Annotated in this window: 15 protein-coding genes and 1 tRNA gene; 8 read left to right on the top strand and 8 right to left on the bottom strand. The window is 68.4% G+C overall.

Annotated features, from left to right (window positions below; translation table 11 throughout):
• Nucleotides 1-6: 6 nt before the first annotated feature.
• From QE360_RS16750 to QE360_RS16725, 6 genes are all read right to left on the bottom strand, one after another.
• Nucleotides 7-1,431: an efflux transporter outer membrane subunit gene (locus QE360_RS16750; RefSeq protein ID WP_309703389.1), complete on the bottom strand. Its 1,425-nt coding sequence runs from the start codon at nucleotides 1,429-1,431 to the stop codon at nucleotides 7-9.
• A complete protein-coding gene (locus QE360_RS16745) occupies nucleotides 1,424-4,465 on the bottom strand; it encodes an efflux RND transporter permease subunit (protein WP_309703387.1) in 3,042 nt (1,013 codons plus the stop codon). Before QE360_RS16745 ends, QE360_RS16750 begins: the two co-directional genes overlap by 8 nt.
• A gap of 3 nt (nucleotides 4,466-4,468) precedes the next feature.
• Nucleotides 4,469-5,551: an efflux RND transporter periplasmic adaptor subunit gene (locus QE360_RS16740; RefSeq protein WP_309703384.1), complete on the bottom strand. Its 1,083-nt coding sequence runs from the start codon at nucleotides 5,549-5,551 to the stop codon at nucleotides 4,469-4,471.
• A gap of 96 nt (nucleotides 5,552-5,647) precedes the next feature.
• On the bottom strand, nucleotides 5,648-6,709 hold the full coding sequence (locus QE360_RS16735; RefSeq protein ID WP_309703381.1) for an AraC family transcriptional regulator: 1,062 nt from the start codon (nucleotides 6,707-6,709) through the stop codon (nucleotides 5,648-5,650).
• Nucleotides 6,710-7,037: 328 nt separating this feature from the next.
• Complete coding sequence (locus QE360_RS16730; RefSeq protein WP_309703378.1) at nucleotides 7,038-9,035, bottom strand: EAL domain-containing protein; 1,998 nt, start codon at nucleotides 9,033-9,035, stop codon at nucleotides 7,038-7,040.
• Nucleotides 9,036-9,491: 456 nt separating this feature from the next.
• Nucleotides 9,492-9,581: transfer RNA gene (locus QE360_RS16725), tRNA-Ser, on the bottom strand.
• Between the two features lie 159 nt (nucleotides 9,582-9,740).
• On the opposite strand from QE360_RS16725, the gene QE360_RS16720 reads away from it, so the two are divergent.
• Genes QE360_RS16720 through QE360_RS16705 form a run of 4 tightly spaced genes read left to right on the top strand, consistent with a single transcriptional unit; the run spans nucleotide 9,741 to nucleotide 13,619 of the window.
• Complete coding sequence (locus QE360_RS16720; protein WP_405052634.1) at nucleotides 9,741-10,784, top strand: lytic transglycosylase domain-containing protein; 1,044 nt, start codon at nucleotides 9,741-9,743, stop codon at nucleotides 10,782-10,784.
• Nucleotides 10,768-11,436 carry a septal ring lytic transglycosylase RlpA family protein gene (locus QE360_RS16715; RefSeq protein WP_309703376.1) on the top strand — a complete coding sequence of 223 codons (669 nt, stop codon included), beginning with the start codon at nucleotides 10,768-10,770 and terminating at the stop codon, nucleotides 11,434-11,436. Before QE360_RS16720 ends, QE360_RS16715 begins: the two co-directional genes overlap by 17 nt.
• Nucleotides 11,437-11,467: 31 nt before the next feature.
• Nucleotides 11,468-12,640, top strand: coding sequence for a D-alanyl-D-alanine carboxypeptidase family protein (locus tag QE360_RS16710; RefSeq protein WP_309703374.1), 1,173 nt, complete (start codon nucleotides 11,468-11,470; stop codon nucleotides 12,638-12,640).
• Between the two features lie 4 nt (nucleotides 12,641-12,644).
• Nucleotides 12,645-13,619 (top strand): AAA family ATPase, encoded by a 975-nt coding sequence (locus QE360_RS16705; protein WP_309703372.1) that lies wholly within the window; start codon nucleotides 12,645-12,647, stop codon nucleotides 13,617-13,619.
• A gap of 121 nt (nucleotides 13,620-13,740) precedes the next feature.
• Here QE360_RS16705 and QE360_RS16700 read toward each other — a convergent pair whose 3' ends face one another.
• Together QE360_RS16700 and purF are read right to left on the bottom strand one after the other, a co-directional pair.
• Complete coding sequence (locus tag QE360_RS16700; protein ID WP_309703370.1) at nucleotides 13,741-14,451, bottom strand: SDR family NAD(P)-dependent oxidoreductase; 711 nt, start codon at nucleotides 14,449-14,451, stop codon at nucleotides 13,741-13,743.
• On the bottom strand, nucleotides 14,451-15,902 hold the full coding sequence (gene purF, locus QE360_RS16695) for an amidophosphoribosyltransferase (protein ID WP_307098048.1): 1,452 nt from the start codon (nucleotides 15,900-15,902) through the stop codon (nucleotides 14,451-14,453). Before purF ends, QE360_RS16700 begins: the two co-directional genes overlap by 1 nt.
• 144 nt (nucleotides 15,903-16,046) lie before the next feature.
• On the opposite strand from purF, the gene QE360_RS16690 reads away from it, so the two are divergent.
• From QE360_RS16690 to QE360_RS16675, 4 genes are read left to right on the top strand one after another with little or no spacing between them, the layout of a single operon-like run.
• Nucleotides 16,047-16,298, top strand: a complete 252-nt coding sequence (locus QE360_RS16690) for a Rho termination factor (RefSeq protein ID WP_307098049.1) — start codon at nucleotides 16,047-16,049, stop codon at nucleotides 16,296-16,298.
• Nucleotides 16,299-16,339: 41 nt separating this feature from the next.
• Complete coding sequence (hisI, locus tag QE360_RS16685) at nucleotides 16,340-16,702, top strand: phosphoribosyl-AMP cyclohydrolase (protein ID WP_309703368.1); 363 nt, start codon at nucleotides 16,340-16,342, stop codon at nucleotides 16,700-16,702.
• Nucleotides 16,699-17,208, top strand: coding sequence for a hypothetical protein (locus QE360_RS16680; RefSeq protein WP_309703366.1), 510 nt, complete (start codon nucleotides 16,699-16,701; stop codon nucleotides 17,206-17,208). Before hisI ends, QE360_RS16680 begins: the two co-directional genes overlap by 4 nt.
• 33 nt (nucleotides 17,209-17,241) lie before the next feature.
• Nucleotides 17,242-17,652 (top strand): MerR family DNA-binding transcriptional regulator, encoded by a 411-nt coding sequence (locus tag QE360_RS16675; protein WP_309694627.1) that lies wholly within the window; start codon nucleotides 17,242-17,244, stop codon nucleotides 17,650-17,652.
• Nucleotides 17,653-17,665: the final 13 nt, after the last annotated feature.

The following is a 17,665-nucleotide window of genomic DNA, read 5'->3' as shown; positions in this document are numbered from 1 at the left end:
TTTCGATCAGCTGCCCAGGGCGACCTGCAACTGGATACGCGCCAGCGCGCTGGCGGTGGTGTGATGGAGAAGGGCGCGCTCGGCGGCGATCTGCGCCGCCTGCGCGTCGATGAGCGGCCCGGCGGCGATGTCGCCGCGCCGATACCGCGCCTCGACCGCCATGACGGTCTGCCGCCGGGCATCGCTATCCGCCGCCGCCAGGCCCCGTCGCCGGTCGAGCGCGCGGACCAGGGCCAGCGCATCGTCCACCTCGCGCCAGGCATTGCGCACCGTCTGCTGATAGGCCAGCGCGGCGCTGCGCTCTTCGGATCGGCGCAGCGACAATTGGCGTTGCAGCCGCCCGCCCGCGAAGATCGGGATCGACAGCACCGGCCCCGCCCCGGTGGTGCGCGCATCCCATCCGAAATCGGCCAGGTTCAGGACGTCGATCCCGAACAGCCCGGACAGGTTCAGGCTGGGATAGAAGTCGGCCTGTGCGGCGCCGATCGCGGCGGTCGCGGCGTGGAGCGCGGCTTCCGCGTCCAGAATGTCCGCGCGACGACGGGCGAGATCGCTGGGCAGCCCCGGCGCGGGCTCGGCCAATACAGGCGCGGCCGGTCGGCCTGCGACGTCCGGCGGCGGCGTATCGGGATTGTCCCCGACCAGGATCGCCAGGGCGCGGGCGGCGCGGGCGATGTCGGTGTCGAGCGCGAGCAGGGCGTCCTGTCGTGTCCGCTGCTCGCTTTCCACCGCGCGGGCATCGATGCCGCTGGCCAGCCCCCGTTCCCGGAGCGCGGCGGCGATGGCCAGCCTGCGCTCGCCCAGCGCGCGGTCGCGCTCGGCGAGGCCGCGCTCCGCGATCAGCCCGCGCCATTGCCAATAGGTCTGCGCCACCGCCGCCTCGACCGACAGGCGGGCGGCGCGGGCGGCGGCGTCGGCCTGCGCGATCCCGGCGGTCGCGACCTCCACCTCGCGGCGATGCTTGCCCCACAGGTCGATGGCCCATGTGGCGCTGATATCGGCCTGGTAGAGATCGAAGGCATAGCCCTTCGGGATGGCGCCCTCCGTCTCGCTGGGCGGCTGACCGAGCAGCGGCGCCAGCACCCCGGCCAGGCCCGCCGTGCCGATGCGGTTGCGACTATAGCCGAGCTGCCCGCCGATCTGCGGCAGGCTTTCGCCCCGTTTGGCGTCGCGCGCGATCCGCGCCGCCACCAGCCGTTCCTCCGCCATGCGCAGGTCGAGATTGGCGGTCAGCGCGCGTGCCTCCAACCCGTCCAGCGCCGGATCGCCGAAACTGCGCCACCAGGGCTCTGACGGAGAGGTCTGCGATGCGGTGGCCCCCTGCCACCGCGCGGGCAGATCGGCGACGGGCGGATGGAAATCCGGGCCGACCGTACAGCCGCCCAGCAGCAGGCCGAGCAACCCCGTGCCGACGATGCGACGGTCAATCATGGGCGGTCTCCCTGGACGCATCCTCGCGCCCGAACAGCAACAGGTAGAAGGCGGGCAGGGCGACCAGCGTCAGGATGGTCGCGCCGATCAGGCCGCCGATCATCACGATCGCCATCGGACCCCAGAAGATGTTGAAGCATAGCGGGATGAAGGCCAGCACGGCGGCCAGCGCGGTCAGCACGACCGGGCGTGCCCGGCCGGTCGTCGCATTCACCACGGCGTCGCGCACCGCCATCCCGTCGGCTCGGTATGATTGCACCTGATCGACCAGGATGATGGTGTTGCGCATGATCATCCCCGCCAGCGCGATCAGCCCCAGCAGCGCGACGAAGCCGAACGGCGCGCCGGTCAGCAGCAGCGCCGCCACCGCCCCGATGATGCCCAGCGGCGCGGTCGCCAGCACCAGCAGCGTTCGCGAGACGCTCTGCAACTGGATCATCAGCAGCACGAGCATGATCCCGATCGTCAGCGGCAGCAGGCGATAGATCGCCCGATTGGCATCAGCGGACAATTCGCCGTCGCCGCCTTCCTCGAGCCGATAGCCGGGGGGCAGGGCGGCGCGGATCGCGGCGATCCGGGGCGCGGCGGCCTGAACGATCTCCGACGCCTGGACATCGCCGATCATGTCGGCCTGCACGGTCATGGTCGGCGCGGCATTGCGGGTCCAGACGACCGGCTGTTCGGTGGCGGGGTGCAGCGTCGCCACCTGGCCCAGCGGCACCATGCCATGGGACGTGGCGACGGGCATGTCGATCAGGCCGCCCAGATCGTGCCGATCCTCGGCCCGGCCGCGCACCATGATGCCGATCTGCTTGGTCCCGTTCAGCACCGCGCCCCCCGGCGCGCCCGACAGGATGGCGGCGAGGTCGCCCGCAACCTGCGCGCGGTCCACCCCCAGCGCCGCCGCCCGTTCCGGATCGATCGCATAGCGTGCGACGGGCGCGGCGATGCCCCAGTTGATCTGAACGGCGGTGGTCGACGGGGTGGCGCGCAGCACGGCGGCGATCCGCTCCGAGATCGCACGCAGCCGCGCCGGATCGCTCCCCACCACCCGGTACTGTACCGGCGCACCCAAGGTCGGCCCAAGCGACAGGCGACGCACATGCAGGCTGGCTCCGGCGATGCCCGGCATGCGCTCCAGCTTGCGGATCAGCGCGTCGCGTGCGGCCAGGTCGGTCGTGACCAGCATCACGGTCGCCGTCGCCGGATTGGGCAGCGCCGGACCATAAGGCAGATAGAAGCGCGCCGCACCGCGCCCGACATAGCTGTCCATGCTGCGGATACGGGGATCGCCGCGCAGCACGTCCTCCAGCCGCTTGACGGCGGTTTCGGTCGCCTCGATCGATGCTCCCGGTCGCATCGCGACGTCGACCATCACCTCGGAACGGTCGGAATTGGGGAAGAATTGCTGCCGCACGAGCATCGCCCCGGCCAGGCTGACCGCCAGCAGCGCGACCGTGACGCCGACGATCAGCCAGCACCGGTCGAGCGCCCAGTCGATGGCGCCGCGCAGATATCGATAGGGCCCGGAAGGACTGGCGTCATGCCCATGGGCCCGCACCGGCTCCGGCAACAGCTTCACCCCCAGGAACGGCGTGAAGACCACCGCGACGATCCAGCTGACCAGAAGCGCCGACCCCGTCACCCAGAAGATGCCCCCCGCATATTCGCTGGTCGTCGACTGGGCGAGGCCGACCGGCAGAAACCCGACGATGGTGATCAGGGTGCCGGTCAGCATGGGAAAGGCGGTGTGGGTCCAGGCATACGCCGCGGCCTCGCGCCGGTCGACGCCCTGTTCCATCTGGACGACCATCGCCTCGACGCTGATGATCGCATCGTCGACCAGCAGGCCGAGCGACAGGATCAGCGCACCGAGCGAGATTCGCTCCAGCCCGATCCCGGCGACCCCCATGTACAGGGCGACGATCGCCAGCGTCAGCGGCACCGACAGCGCGACGACGATCCCCGTCCGCCAGCCCAGCGTGACGAAGGCGACGACCAGCACCACGGTCAAGGCGCAGAAGAACTTGACGAGGAAGGTGTTCACCGCCTCGCGGATATTGGCGCTCTGATCCTCCACCTGCGTCAGTTGCGCCCCGGCGGGCAGCGTCCGGCGGACCTCTTCGGCCGCCGCGCGGATGGCGTCGCCGAAGCCCAGGCCGTCCGCGCCCGGCGTCATCGACACGGCGAGGATGACCGCCTGGCGTCCGTCATGGCGCACCAGCGCGTCGGGCGGATCGGCATAGCCGCGTGCCACCTGCGCGATATCCCCCAGTCGGACCGCACCGGCGGCGGTCGGGATCGCGGCGCCCTCCAGATCGCGGACATCGTCCACCTGGCCCTCCAGCCGCACCGGCGTCTGCATCGTGCCCTGGACCCCGCCCGCCGGGCCGACCGCCTGGCGCTGGGCCAGCGCCTGCGCCACGCGACCGGGCGACAGGCCCATGGCTGCAAGCCGCCGGGGATCGACGTCGACGAACAGACGCCGGGGCAGTTCGCCGATGATCTCGGCCTTGCCCGCCCCCGGCACGCGCAGCATCGCGTCGCGCGCCTGCTCGGCCAGCCGAACCAGGCGGGCATTGTCCGCCCCGGTCAGCGCGAAGACATAGCCATAGACATCGGCATTGTCCTCGCTCGCCGCCAGCGACGCGCCGCCGGGCAAGGCGGGCTCGACGTCCTTCAGCTTGCGCCGGACCTGCCGCCAGACTTCCTTCACCTGGCCGGGCGGCGCGGCATCCTTCAGTTCGACGGTGATGAGGCAGGCGCCCTCCAGGCAATAGGTCTGGAGATAATCGAGATGGTCGATCCCGCGCAGCGTCTGTTCGACCGGATCGGCGACCTGCGCCCGCATCTGCGCCGGGCTGGCGCCGTCCCAGCGGGCGGAGACGATCATCTCCTTCAGGGTGAAGCCGGGGTCCTCGTTGCGGCCCAGCGACAGGAACTGGAACGCCCCCGCGACGAAGAGCAACGCGATCAGGAAGCCGACCAGCGCGGGGTGACGGATGGCCCATCGGGACAGGTTGAAACGGTCCATGGATCAGTGGAATCCCGACTCGATACCGGCCGCGACTACGCTTTGTCCGTCGACCAGCGTATCTGCGGCGGTGGCGACGACCGACTGGCCATCGTGCAGTCCGGTGACCAGCGCATCCTGTCCGATCCATTCGGTGATCCGGACCGGCTGTCGCCGGATGCGCCTGTCCGGCAGGATCGTCCAGACATAGGGTCGCCCGGCACGATCGGCGATTGCGGACAGGGGCACGCGGATCCGCTGGGCCGGGACCGACGCTCGCAGGCTGAGCGTCACCATGCTGTTATAGGGCGGCGACCCCGCTCCGTTCAGCCTGAAGCGGGCGTCGCGCAGATGCGAGGCCGGATCGCCCTCGGGCGATACGAGGCGCAACCGGGCGGTGACCGCCATGGCCTGGCCGGGGCTGCGGACATCGGCCATCATGCCGGGCGTCAGGCGGACATCGGCGGGGGCGTGGATCTCCACCTCGGACGGGCCGCTCGCCAGCTTCAGGACCGTGGTGCCCGCATCGACGACGCTGCCCGGTTCGGTCAGCCTGGCGGTGATGACCCCATCCTGCGGCGCGACGAGCATGGCGTCGGACCGCATATCCCGGCTGCGTCGGACGGCGGCGGCGGCGACCGCCACTTTGGCGTCGGCGGCGCGGGCGGTCAGAGCCCGCTGACGGACCTCGGCGCTCGACAGCGCGCCCAGGCCGTCCAGCCCCTGCGCACGGTTCGCCGCGTCCCGCGCGCCTTGCGCATCGGCGGTGGCGGCGGCCAGCTCGGCCGAGGCTTGCGCCACCCCGGCATCGGCTTCGCCCCGGCCCAAGCGACCGAGCACCTGCCCGGCGCTGACGCGATCGCCGACCCGGACCGTCAGCGCGAGCACCCGGCCCGGCCGCTTGAACGCCAGCATCGTCTCGCCATAGGGGCGCACGACGCCGCTGAACTGGCGCAACGCGTCGCCTGCGGCATGGACCGGGATTATATCGACGATCGCCACGTTGCGATCGGGCTGGCGCGGCGGCGGCGAGGAACAGCCTCCTGCCACCAGGGCGGATATGGGAAACAGCATCGCGACGATGCGATGCGTGCGGGCAAATGGCATGGCGGCCCCCTCGGGATCGGAATGGGGGTGCCATGGCGAGGAAGCGGCGCGGCGCCTCCCGGATTTCGGATTTCGACCGATCGATTTCGAAATCGATCAGTCGGACGGGGGCGTCGTGTCCAGATGGCGGCGGCGATAGGCGCTGGGCGTCTCCCCCTGGCGCGCCTTGAAGCTGCGATTGAAGACCGCCAGGCTGCCAAAGCCCGCATCCATCGCGATGGTCAGGATCGGCACCTCGGCCTGATCGGGGTCGGCCAGCGCGGCGCAGACCTCGGCCACGCGCAGGCCGTTCAGATAATCGCTGATGTTGCGATGACCGAACCGGCCGTTGACCAGCCGACGGACCCGATATTCCGGCACCCCCAGATGCGTGGCGATGGCGCCGATGGTCAGGTCGGGTGCGCGGTACAGCCGCTCCTGCGTCATCGCCATGTCCAGCGCACGCGCGAGCGGCTCGTCCAAGTCCTGGGGCGGGGAGGGATCGGCGGCGACCGGCAGGGACGGCGCGCGCTCGGGCGAGGCGGATGCGAACATGTCCGGGTGGCGCAACCCGAACAGCAGCAGCGCCAGCCCGAATATCCCCGTCAGCATGCCGATCGCGCCGACGATACCGGCCATGGCGAAACCGCCCAGCGCCCGTCCGATGACCTCCGCACCGATCGTCCAGAGGATGACCATCGTGACGATGACGATGAAGGCGACCCGCGCGCGCAGCCGCGCCTCCACCAGATCGCTCGCCCGGTTCCGCCAGGCATGACGCAGCGTATCGACGGCAAGGGCGACCCCGGCGATGTAGAGCAGGCCGTCGAGCGGATGCAGCGCCGCCTGCGCCGCATGCTCGCCACCGATCACCGCCGCACTCAGGCCGAGATAGCCCAGCGCACATGCCAGTTCCGCGACGCCGGGCCGGAAATTGTCGTCGAACCACGAACGGGCGAACAGCCAGAATAGCGGCAGGCTGGCCGATCCCGCGACCCGCAGCACCGTGGCCAGCATCGGCCGGTCCTGCACGAAAGGCAGCCCGGCCAATTCCGCCAGCAGCGCGGCCAAGGCCAGCGCCGCGCCATAGCGGCTGGGCCGGGTCGGCGCCTCGCTGAGAAACAGCGCGACCGCCAGTCCGAGCAACGTCACGATGCCGCCGTGCAGCCAGGCTTCCATGATGCGCGAGCGGGTCTTTCCTGGAGGATAGGGGGCGAGGGGCAAAAATGCCCTATCGACCCGTCGATAGAAAGCGGCGGGGCGATGGTGTCAATAGGAAGGGCTGGCTTGGGGGCAGGACTCGTTGATCACAGCCGGAAGGTGACGGTGGCAGCGAGGGCGCCGGCGGAGAAGAAGAGGGTTGGACAGCGATCGCGACCTCTTCATACCATCATCAGATCCGACCAGGGGGCAGATGATCCGCTCCCGGCAATATCTGATCTTCGCGCCTCCGAACCCTGTAGAAAATCAGCCTGTATCGCCTGCGGTATGAAGCGGAGGCTATCCATCACCCGAAAGGTTCGGTCTCACGGGCCAGGAGATAATCCAGCAAGTCGGATTCAGGCACGGGGCGGGCCAGATAATATCCCTGGAAGAGGTGGCCGCCCAGACCCTGTATCATCGCATAATCCTCGCGCGTCTCGATGCCTTCGATGACGACTTCGAGGTCAAATTTCCGACCATAATCGATGATGGCGCTGACCAGATGCTGGTCCTCGGGCGACCGGGTGATGTTGGATACGAAGCTTCGATCGATCTTGATGCGATCAACCCGGCGATGGCGCAGAGCCTCCAGCGACGAATAACCCACGCCGAAATCATCCAGGCTGATCGTCACGCCCGCCTTGGACAGCGTTTGTATCTTGTGCTGTATGGCCTTGGTCTCGAAGGCGGTCTCCTCCGTGATTTCAACGTCGAGTAAGGGAGGCGCAAGGCCGAGCGCCTCGAAATGCTCCAGGATGATGGTGTCGACGGACAGTTGCGCCATCTCGCGCGGCGATATGTTGATCGCGACCTTGATCTCCTTCAGTCCGGCTTGGACCAGGGCCTCCAGAAGTTGACTGGCACGGTGCAGCACGAAACGGAGCAGAGGTTCGGCGTGTCCGTTGATCGCGGCCAGGCGGACCACATTTTCCGGGGAGATCCAGCCGTGCTGCGGATGCTTCCAGCGCAGCAGGGCTTCGATCGTGTTCGGCAGGCTGTGGCCGAGCGCGAAGATCGGCTGGAACCAGACATCCAGCGATCCGTCCTCGAGATGGCGTGGAAGGTCGCGTTCGAGGTCGCGGCGCATCTCCAGTCGTTCGCGCAGCTCGTTGTCGAAGACGTGATAGCGGTTCCGGCCTCCATTCTTGGCGGCGTAAAGGGCTTCGTCGGCACAGGCCAGGACATCGGCCAGGTCCGCCTGAAGGCCCATGACGATCCCGATGCTGGCCCCCAGCGCGCCCGTATCGACGCCGTCCATGTGAACCGACAGGGCCCCAATGACAGCCTGTGCGAGGTCGGTGGCCTCTTGAAATGCCGCGACGGGGAGGAAGATGGCGAACTCGTCGCCGCCCATGCGCGCGAGAAGGCTTTTGCCGTGGGTCTGGGCCTGAAGGCGCCTGGCCGCCTCTATCAGCACCTGGTCGCCTTTGCGGTGACCATAGACGTCGTTGACGGCCTTGAAGCCGTCAAGGTCGATGAACATCAGGCAATAGGCATCCGGCCCCGCCTTCATGTGTTCCTCTACCTCGGTGAGAAAACCGGATCGGTTGAGCAAGCCCGTCAGGTCGTCATGCGTTGCGCGATGTCGCATGATGTCGATGATGTGCAGCGAATGTTCGTGCGCCGCGGAAAGGGCCGCAGCGTTCGTCGTGGCTTCGTGCTTGGCGCGGCTGAGCGCTTTGAACGTTCTTTCGGCGCGAATGGAACTGCGCGAGAGGGCGGCCATGTAAACGATCGTGGTGAAGGCGATGCAAGCCCGCTCGAACCCTCCTGCCACCAACAGGCAGATGACGACGGATGCCAGAGCCGGGAGGATGAAGCATAGGGGCGTGCGGGCATCGGGCGTGCCGTGCGTGACGGCCCCTGCGGTGACGCCGCATACGACGGTCAGATAGAAGAGCGCCTGCGGCGAGGTGTAGCCGGCGCACAGGATCGGAACCCAGGCCCATACCAGTCCCGAAAGCAGCGCTCCCGTCCACATCAGATATCTCTGCACGGCGATCGATCGCAGCGGCGACCGCCGGCCGGAAACCTTTCCCACGTCCGGGGCCGGCAGATAGCAAAGATAGAGACGCACGAGGTTCACGGTGAGCGAGGCGACGAACCAGACGATGCCGTAAAGCGCGAGGTCGCTCCTGATCGCGACCAGAAGGTTGACCATGCCGAGCATCATATTGACCGGTATGGCGACCCGGACGCAGCTCTTGATCTCGGCAATCTGGTCCAGAACGATAGGCGCAGAAAGCTCGTCTGGGATTTTCGCCACAGGGAGATCAAATTGCGCGCGGCGGGAGGAGGGCATGGGCAATCACCGTGACGAACTCGGAATAGATGCTTCGTTTCGCATGTGTAAGGTATATGCTGTGCTAACAGTGGCCGAAACTGAGCGAAATGTTGTGAAATGGCCCCGGTTTTGACCGAAAGTTTAGGCTTGGGATCCTAGCTGAAAATTGAGTCGAACCATTTCAACGACTTGCGGTTGGCCGAGAGTGAGGTGCAGGTGATTACAGCGACCGGGGGCGGGGGGCCCTTGGCCCGCCGCCACGAACGTCAGCAGCTTCACCTTGCCGTCGACCCGGAATTTCATGCGTCTGCATTTCGACCCGGTTCGGGCATAGGCCGCTTGAACTGGCCATCCCGTATGGCTTCCCGCGTCGCTCCGCCGTGTCGATCAAAGTGATCTGCCCCGCCATGCATCCACGACAACCCCGCGTTTACGAGGGGATGGAGACGTTAGGAGCGTATCGATGCAGGGTCATGGCGGAAGAGGTGGGATTCGAACCCACGGATGGCTTGCACCATCGCCGGTTTTCAAGACCGGTGCCTTAAACCGCTCGGCCACTCTTCCGGATCGGCGGAAGGGGCCTGTACGCCAAGCCGGGCGGCGAATCCACCCTTGGATTTAAGCCCGCCAGGATGGGACAATCCCGCCATCCGCGGGTGATCCGTGCCATGCGCGCGGTGACGCGAGGTTCCGGTTCCGCCGTCGCTATGGCAAACAGGCCGCATGTGGGGGGACATTACCCGGCGCGTGAGGCGCCTCGGCATTTCTTCGGCTCTGGCACTGCTGGTCGGCAGCACGCCCGCGCTTGCGCAGGACGAGGCGGGTTTCCAGAGCTATCTGCAACAGGTGCGCGGCACCGCGAGCGCGCAGGGGGTCAGCCGCGCGACGCTGGACGCCGTGCTGCCGACGCTGACGCTCAACACCCGTGTCATCGAACTCGACCGTCGTCAGCCGGGCGGCCCGAGCAATACCGGCTTCAGCCCCTTTGCTCCCTATAAGGCCGCGCATGTCGATGCCGCGCGGATCGGCCGGGGGCGCAGCAAATATCTGGCGCAGCGCCCGCGCCTGTCGCGGATCGAGCGCGAGACGGGCGTGCCCGAATCGATCATGGTCGCGATCTGGGGCCATGAGACCAATTATGGCGCCTATACCGGCAATTTCGACCTGCTGCGCTCGCTCGCCAGCCTGGCCTATGAGGGGCGGCGCCGCCCGCTGTTCGAGGGCGAGTTCATCGCCGCGCTCAAGATGATGGACCGGGGCGTCAGCCGCGAACAGCTGAAGGGCAGCTGGGCCGGGGCGACCGGCAATCCGCAATTCCTGCCGTCCATCTATCTGCGCCTCGCGCGCGACGGCGACGGCGATGGCCGCGCCGACATCTGGAACAGCGAGGCCGATACGCTGGCCTCGATCGGCAATTATTTCGTCAATGCCGGTTGGCGGGCGGGCCAGCCCTGGGGCTTTGCGGTGACGGTGCCAGCCGGGTTCGATCAGTCGCAGGTCCGCAACCGGCTGGTCAGCCCGCGCTGCCCGCGGGTGTTCGAGCGGCATAGCGGGTGGCGGACCATGGCCGAATGGCGCGCGCTGGGCATCGTGCCGCAGGGCACCGCCTGGCCCGGCGATCAGGTGCTGGCCACGCTGATGGAGCCCGACGGGCCGGGGCGGACCGCCTATCTGCTGACCGGCAATTACCGCGTGATCCTGGATTACAACTGCTCCAACTTCTATGCCTTGTCGGTGGGCCTGCTGGCCGATGCGATTGCGGGCTGAGATCCTGGCCCTGGCGGCGCTGGTCGCCGGGTTCGCCGCGCCGGTCCGGGCGGAGGAGGCGCCGCGCTACGGCAGTTATCAGGCGAGTGGCCATGCCAGCTGGTACGGCCATGAACTGGCCGGGCGGCGGACCGCGACGGGGCGGCGGTTCGATCCCGACGACGTGATGATCGCGCATCGCAGCCTGCCGCTGGATTCGATGGTCGAGGTGACCGACATCGACACCGGCCGGACGATCGTGGCGCGGATCGGCGATCGCGGGCCGGGCCGCGCCGACCGGCTGGCCGACCTGTCGCTGGGCGCGGCGCGGCTGCTGGGGACGAACCGGCGGGCGGTGGCCCATATCCGGCTGCGCGCGCTGCGGACCGGCGCGGACAATCCCGGCCTGGTGCTGGTGGGGGCCAGCGCGGTGCCGCCGGTCGCCAAGCCCCTCTCGCTCGATCCGCAGGCGCGCTACCGCGTTCAGATCGCCAGCTTCTCCAGCCAGCCTCGGGCCGAAGCGCTGGCCCGCCGCTTCGATGCGCGGGCGCACCGGGTCGGCCGGGTCTGGCGCGTCGAACGGTCGTCACTGAATGCCGATTCCGCCAAAGCCCTGCGTGACGCGGCGGCACAGGCGGGTTATGACGACGCCCGCATCCTGCATCAGGATTGACCTCCTACCTCCCTTTGGTCACGGAACATCCATGAAGACCCTGTTCGCATCGCTCGCCGCCCCGCTCGCTCTCGTCGCGCTGGCCTATCCCTCGATCGCGGCCGCGCCGCAGTTCGATACCCCCGCGCCGGTCGCGTTCATGAAGGACCTGTCGTCGGGCGCGGTGCTGTTCCAGCGGGACGCCGATCGCCGGATGCCGCCCGCCTCGCTGGCGAAGATGATGACGGTCTATGTCGCCTTCGACCTGGTGAAGAAGGGCCAGCTGAAGCTGGACGACATGGTCACGGTCCAGCCCGAGACCTGGAAGAAGTGGCATGGCCCGCAGGCGGGGTCGACCATGTTCCTGTCGCCCGGCGAGCAGGTCAGCGTCGCCAACCTGCTCTATGGCATCGTCACCCTGTCGGGTAACGACGCCTGCGTCGTGTTGGCCGAGCATATCGCGGGGACCGAGCCGAACTTCGTCGAGCGGATGAACCGAACCGCCAAGCAGATCGGGCTGACCAACAGCCATTTCGGCACCTCGAACGGCTGGCCGGACGGCGGCGTGACCTATGTCACCGCGCGTGACCTGGCCAACCTGGCCGAGCACACGATCGAGGACTTCCCCAAGCTCTACAAGCAATTCTATTCGCGCCGCGATTTCTCCTGGGGCAAGACGATGGGCGGCAACGCCATCACCCAGGCGAACCGTGATCCGCTGCTGGGTCGCGTCGCGGGGGCCGATGGCCTGAAGACCGGGCATACCGAGGAAGCGGGTTACGGCTTCACCGGATCGGCCGAGCAGAATGGCCGCCGTCTGGTGATGGTCGTCGCCGGGCTGAACAGCTTCGGCGCTCGGGCCGAGGAATCGGTGAAGTTCATGAACTGGGGCTTCCGCGCATGGCAGGCCAAGCCGGTCGTGGCGCAGGGCAAGAAGGTCGCCGATGCCGAGGTCCAGATGGGATCGTCGAGCAGCGTCGGCCTGGTCGCGCCGCGCCAGCTGACCGTGACGCTGCCCGCCGGGCTCGACCCGCAGCTGAGCGCCAAGGTCGTCTATCAGGGCCCGATCAAGGCCCCGATCAAGGCGGGCCAGCATATCGCCGACTTGGTCGTCAGCTCGCCCGACATGCCCGCCCAGCGCCTGCCGCTGGTCGCGGACAAGGATGTCGGCGAAGCCGGGTTCTTCGGACGTGCCTGGGCCGGGCTGACCTCGTTCTTCGGGTGATCGCATGAACCTGCCGGTCGGCAATGCGGCGGCGCAGGCCGCCTTTGCCGCCGCGCTGGGGGGCGCCAAGCTGCACCATGCCTGGCTGCTGGCCGGGCCGGAGGGCGTGGGCAAGGCGGCCTTCGCGCGCGCGGCGGCCAGGCGCGTCCTGGCTCGGGCGGGCGGGCAGGGGGGCTTGCCCCCCGGCCTCGCCGTGCCCGACGATCATCCGACCGCCAGGCTGATGGAGGCGGGGTCGCATCCCGATTTCCGTGTGCTGGCGCGGCTGCCCAAGGATGCGGACAAGCCCGACCAGGATCTGGCGCGGTCGATCACCATCGCGCAGGTCCGCACGCTCCAGCCGATGTTCGCGACCGCGCCTGCCATGGGCCCGGCGCGGGTCGTCCTGATCGATGCGATCGACGATCTGGAGCGGGGCGGCGCCAATGCGCTGCTCAAGAATCTGGAGGAGCCGCCCGCGGGCACCCTGTTCCTGCTGGTCAGCCATGCGCCGGGACGGTTGCTGCCCACCATCCGGTCGCGATGCCGCTTGCTACGCTTCGAGCGGCTGTCGGACGGCGAGGTCGCCACGGTGCTGCGCGGACAATTGCCCGAGGCGGAGGAGGACGAGATCGCCGCGTTGGTCGCCGCCGCCGATGGCGCGCCGGGCCGTGCGCTGCGCTTTGCCGGGCTCGACATTGCAGGGCTCGACGCGGCGATCGCGCGCATTGCCGAGAGCGGCGATCCGGGCAATGCCGAGCGGGTCAAGCTGGCCAAGGCGCTGGCGGGCAAGGCCGCACAGGCGCGCTACGAAGCGTTTCTGGACCGGGTGCCTGCGTTCATCGCGGGTCGGGCGCAGACGCGGTCTGGGCCTGCCCTGAAGGTGGCGCTGGATGCCTATGCCGCTGCGCAGGATCTAGCGGGCGCGGCGCGCGGGCTGTCACTGGATGCGCAGGGCACGGTGTTCGAGATGGCGGGGATCATCGCGACCTTGCGGTGAGGGTTGCCCTTGGGCTTCGACTTCGCTCAGCCCGAACGGAGGTCGAGGCACGCCCTTTCCCGCCAGCCGTTCAGGCTGAGCGAAGTCGAAGCCTACGCATCACCGCCAGCCAAATGGCCTGTTACAGACCCACCCGCTCGAAATGCCCCGGCGCGAAGCCGTCGATGGCCAGCGCGGTGATCCGCTCCGCCACCGTTTCGGGCGCCTTGACCGATGCCGGGTCTTCGCCAGGATAGGCCTTGGCGCGCATCTGGGTACGGGTCGCGCCCGGATCGACGATGGCGGTGCGGATCGCGCTGATCTCGGCCGTCTCGTCGCCATAGGCACCGAGCAGCGTCTCGAACGCCGCCTTGGAGGCGCCATAGGCCCCCCAATAGGCGCGGGGACGGCGTCCGACCGAAGAGGTGACGCCGATCACCCGCGCGCCCTTCGACCGGCGCAGCATCGGGTCGAAGGCGGAGATCATCGCCGCCTGCGCGCTGACGTTCAGGGTCAGGACGCGGGCGAATTCCTTGGGATCGATGGCGGGCACGGCGGCCAGCGACCCCAGCATCCCGGCGTTCAGTACGAGGATGTCCAGCGCCTGCCAGCGTTCGCCGATCGCCCCGGCCAGCCGGCCGATCGACTCATTCTCCGTCAGGTCGAGCGGCGCGATGGTGGCCGATCCGCCCGCGTTGAAGATGGTCTCCTCGACCTCTTCCAGCCCCTTGGGGGTGCGCGCGGTCAGGACGACATGGGCCCCTTGCGCGCCGAGCGCGATGGCCGTGGCGGCACCGATCCCCCGGCTGGCGCCAGTGACCAGCGCCAGCTTGCCCGACAGCGCGCCCGTCATCAGGCGACCCGCTCGGCCAGCATCTGGAACTGGTCGACCGGCGCCGTCTCGTCATGGTCGGTCAGCGTGGTGGGATAATCGCCGGTGAAGCAGGCGTCGCAATAGCTGGGCTTGCCGTCGCGCGCCGCGTTCAGCGCCTTGTACAGCCCCTCGATCGACACGAAGGACAGGCTGTCGGCATGGATGAAGTCGGTCATCCCGCCCAGGTCGAGCTTGGCGGCCAGCAGCTTGGCCCGCTCGGGCGTGTCGACGCCGTAGAAGCAGCTGTGGCGGGTCGGGGGCGACGCGATGCGCATATGCACCTCGGCCGCGCCCGCCTCGCGCATCATCTGCACGATCTTCAGGCTGGTGGTGCCGCGCACGATCGAATCGTCGATCAGCACGATCTTCTTGCCCTGGATCAGCGCGCGATTGGCATTGTGCTTCAGCTTGACGCCCAGATGGCGGACCTTGTCGCCCGGCTGGATGAAGGTGCGGCCGACATAGTGCGAGCGGATGATGCCCAGTTCGAACGGAATGCCCGACTGCTGGGCATAGCCGATCGCGGCGGGGACGCCCGAATCGGGGACCGGGATGACCAGATCGGCATCGACCGGCGCTTCGATCGCCAGCTGCGCGCCGATTTCCTTGCGCACCGAATAGACCGACTGGTCGCCCGCGATCGAATCGGGGCGGCTGAAATAGACCCACTCGAAGATGCAGGGGCGCGCATCGACCGCCTGGAAGGGGCGGATCGAGCGGATTTCGGTGCCCTGCACGATGACCAGCTCGCCCGGCTCGACCGCGCGCTCGAAGGTCGCGCCGCACACGTCGAGCGCGACCGTCTCCGAGGCAAAGATCACCGCGCCGTCCAGGCGACCCATGACCAGCGGCCGGATGCCCAGCGGATCGCGGCAGGCGATCATGCCCTCGGGCGTCATGACGATCAGCGAATAGGCGCCCTCGACCTGCTTCAGCGCGTCGATGAAGCGGTCGAGCAGGGTGCGATAGTTCGAGGTCGCGACCAGATGGATGATCGTCTCGGTATCGCTGGTCGACTGGAAGATCGAACCGCGACGGACGAGCTCGCGACGCAGCTTCATCGCATTGGAAATATTGCCGTTATGCGCGATGGCGAAGCCGCCGGTCGACAGGTCGGCATAAAGCGGCTGGACGTTGCGCAGCGCGGTCTCGCCGGTGGTCGAGTAGCGGACATGGCCGCAGGCGACATCGCCCGGCAGGCCGCGGATCACGTCGTCGCGGTCGAAATTGCCCGCGACATGACCCATTGCGCGGTGGGTGTGGAACAGCGCGCCGTCGAAGCTGGTGATGCCCGCGGCTTCCTGCCCGCGATGCTGGAGCGCGTGCAGGCCGAGCGCGGTCAGCGCGGCCGCGCCGCTGGCGCCGGACACGCCGAAGATGCCGCATTCCTCGCGGAGTTTGTCGTCGTCGAAAGGATGGGTGGTCAGCATGGGAGAGGCGCTCGCAACGTTCGCAACTAAGGGGCAGACGGGGCGCATATAGGAACGTCATCCGCGTTTGTCGCCTGTTTGTCATGGTTGACGGGATCATTTTCGGGGAGGCTGCGTTTCGGCACCGAAAACAGGAGATGTCATATGGCGCGCGACCACGGACCCCAGGTCAAGGATGACGCCCTGTACGAGGAGCTGCGCAAGCAGGGCCAATCCAAGGAAAAGGCGGCAAGAATCGCCAATGCCAAGGCCAAGGGCAGCCTGGACCACCGTGCGACGCATCTGGAGGACCGGACCAAGGATGACCTGCTGAAGGAAGCCCGCAGGATCGGCATTGCGGGCCGGTCGAAGATGGACAAGGCGGCGCTGATCGCCGCGATTCGGGATCACGGCTGACGGGTTGGAAGGCGGCGCGGTTGCGGCTAGACCATGCCGCCATGGCCGACCATCGTGACACCGGGCTGACGCTCGACCCCAAATTCGACGCCAACGGATTGCTGACCGCGATCGCCACCGACCGGGCGAGCGGCGACCTGCTGATGGTCGCGCATATGAATGCCGAGGCATTGGAAGCCACCCGGACCACCGGCGAGGCGCATTTCTGGTCGCGCAGCCGGGGACGGTTGTGGAAGAAGGGCGAAAGCTCGAACCATGTCCTGCGCGTCGTGGAGATGCGGATCGACTGCGACCAGGATGCACTCTGGCTGATCTGCGATCCCGCCGGACCGGCCTGTCACACGGGCGCGCGCAGCTGTTTCTTCCGGCGGATCGAGGGCGACGGGCTGGTGCCGGTCGCGTGAGACGGGGCTGGGCGGGCCTGATGCTCGCCGTCGCGCTGGCGGCCTGCGGTTCGGGCGCCGACGATGCCGACAATGCAGCGGGCGAGCAACTGGAGGCCGCCAGCATCGCCGCAGGCCTCGTCGCCGATCCGGCGGCCGTCCCGCTCGAGGGCATGTGGGTGCGCGATTCGGATCGGATGTGCATCCTGCCGCCCGGCGATGGCGGGTCGGACGCATCTTGGCGGATCGGCGTGATGCTCGATTATGGCGAGGGGCAGGGGTGCACCGCGCGCGGCACGCTCAGACGGTCGGGGCGCGACTTGGCCGTGACGCTGGGCGGCTGTCGCTTCACCGCGCGGTTCGACGGCGACGATATCCAGTTCCCCGCGACGCTGCCCGCGCCCTGCGCCTCGCTGTGCACGGGACGCGCGAGCCTGTCGGCGCTGATCGTCGAACGGATCAGCCGGTCGGTGGCGGAGGCGCGGACGCTGCGCAGTGCGGACGGCGCGGCGCTTTGCGGCGATTGACGTTGACGTAAACGGACCCTAGCCTCCGGCATCATGGCCAAGGTCGCTGCCCATCCCGTGTCCCCGCCCGAACCCGACCGCGACACGTACAGCATCACCGAATTGTGCGGCGAGTTCGGCGTGACCGCCCGCGCGCTGCGCTTCTATGAGGACGAAGGGCTGATCTCGCCCGAGCGGCGGGGGACGCAGCGCATCTATTCGCCGCGCGACCGCGCGCGCCTCGCCTGGATCCTGCGCGGCAAGCGGGTGGGGTTCAGCCTGGCCGAGATACGCGAGATGATCGACCTGTACGATCTGGGCGACGGCCGCCGCCAGCAGCGCGAGGTGACGATCGCCCGCTGCACCGCCAAGATCGAGGCCCTGCAGGCGCAGAAGCACGACATCGATGCCGCGATCGCGGAACTGGCGGAGTTCGTGACGCTGGTGGAAACGCATCGCGACTGAGGGCGAGGGACAG

It is taken from the genome of Sphingomonas sp. SORGH_AS_0789 (assembly GCF_031453055.1).
Classification (GTDB): domain Bacteria; phylum Pseudomonadota; class Alphaproteobacteria; order Sphingomonadales; family Sphingomonadaceae; genus Sphingomonas.
This window is presented reverse-complemented; position numbering and strand designations above follow the sequence as displayed.

Coding starts and splice junctions, on each gene's coding strand:
- QE360_RS16735 (WP_309703381.1), bottom strand. CDS start 6,709: ATGGAAGCCTGGCTGCACGGCGGCATCGTGACGTTGCTCGGACTGGCG.
- purF (WP_307098048.1), bottom strand. CDS start 15,902: ATGCTGACCACCCATCCTTTCGACGACGACAAACTCCGCGAGGAATGC.
- QE360_RS16740 (WP_309703384.1), bottom strand. CDS start 5,551: ATGCCATTTGCCCGCACGCATCGCATCGTCGCGATGCTGTTTCCCATA.
- QE360_RS16730 (WP_309703378.1), bottom strand. CDS start 9,035: ATGCCCTCCTCCCGCCGCGCGCAATTTGATCTCCCTGTGGCGAAAATC.
- QE360_RS16750 (WP_309703389.1), bottom strand. CDS start 1,431: ATGATTGACCGTCGCATCGTCGGCACGGGGTTGCTCGGCCTGCTGCTG.
- hisI (WP_309703368.1), top strand. CDS start 16,340: ATGGCCGACCATCGTGACACCGGGCTGACGCTCGACCCCAAATTCGAC.
- QE360_RS16745 (WP_309703387.1), bottom strand. CDS start 4,465: ATGGACCGTTTCAACCTGTCCCGATGGGCCATCCGTCACCCCGCGCTG.
- QE360_RS16715 (WP_309703376.1), top strand. CDS start 10,768: ATGCGATTGCGGGCTGAGATCCTGGCCCTGGCGGCGCTGGTCGCCGGG.
- QE360_RS16675 (WP_309694627.1), top strand. CDS start 17,242: ATGGCCAAGGTCGCTGCCCATCCCGTGTCCCCGCCCGAACCCGACCGC.
- QE360_RS16690 (WP_307098049.1), top strand. CDS start 16,047: ATGGCGCGCGACCACGGACCCCAGGTCAAGGATGACGCCCTGTACGAG.
- QE360_RS16700 (WP_309703370.1), bottom strand. CDS start 14,451: ATGACGGGCGCGCTGTCGGGCAAGCTGGCGCTGGTCACTGGCGCCAGC.
- QE360_RS16720 (WP_405052634.1), top strand. CDS start 9,741: ATGTGGGGGGACATTACCCGGCGCGTGAGGCGCCTCGGCATTTCTTCG.
- QE360_RS16705 (WP_309703372.1), top strand. CDS start 12,645: ATGAACCTGCCGGTCGGCAATGCGGCGGCGCAGGCCGCCTTTGCCGCC.
- QE360_RS16710 (WP_309703374.1), top strand. CDS start 11,468: ATGAAGACCCTGTTCGCATCGCTCGCCGCCCCGCTCGCTCTCGTCGCG.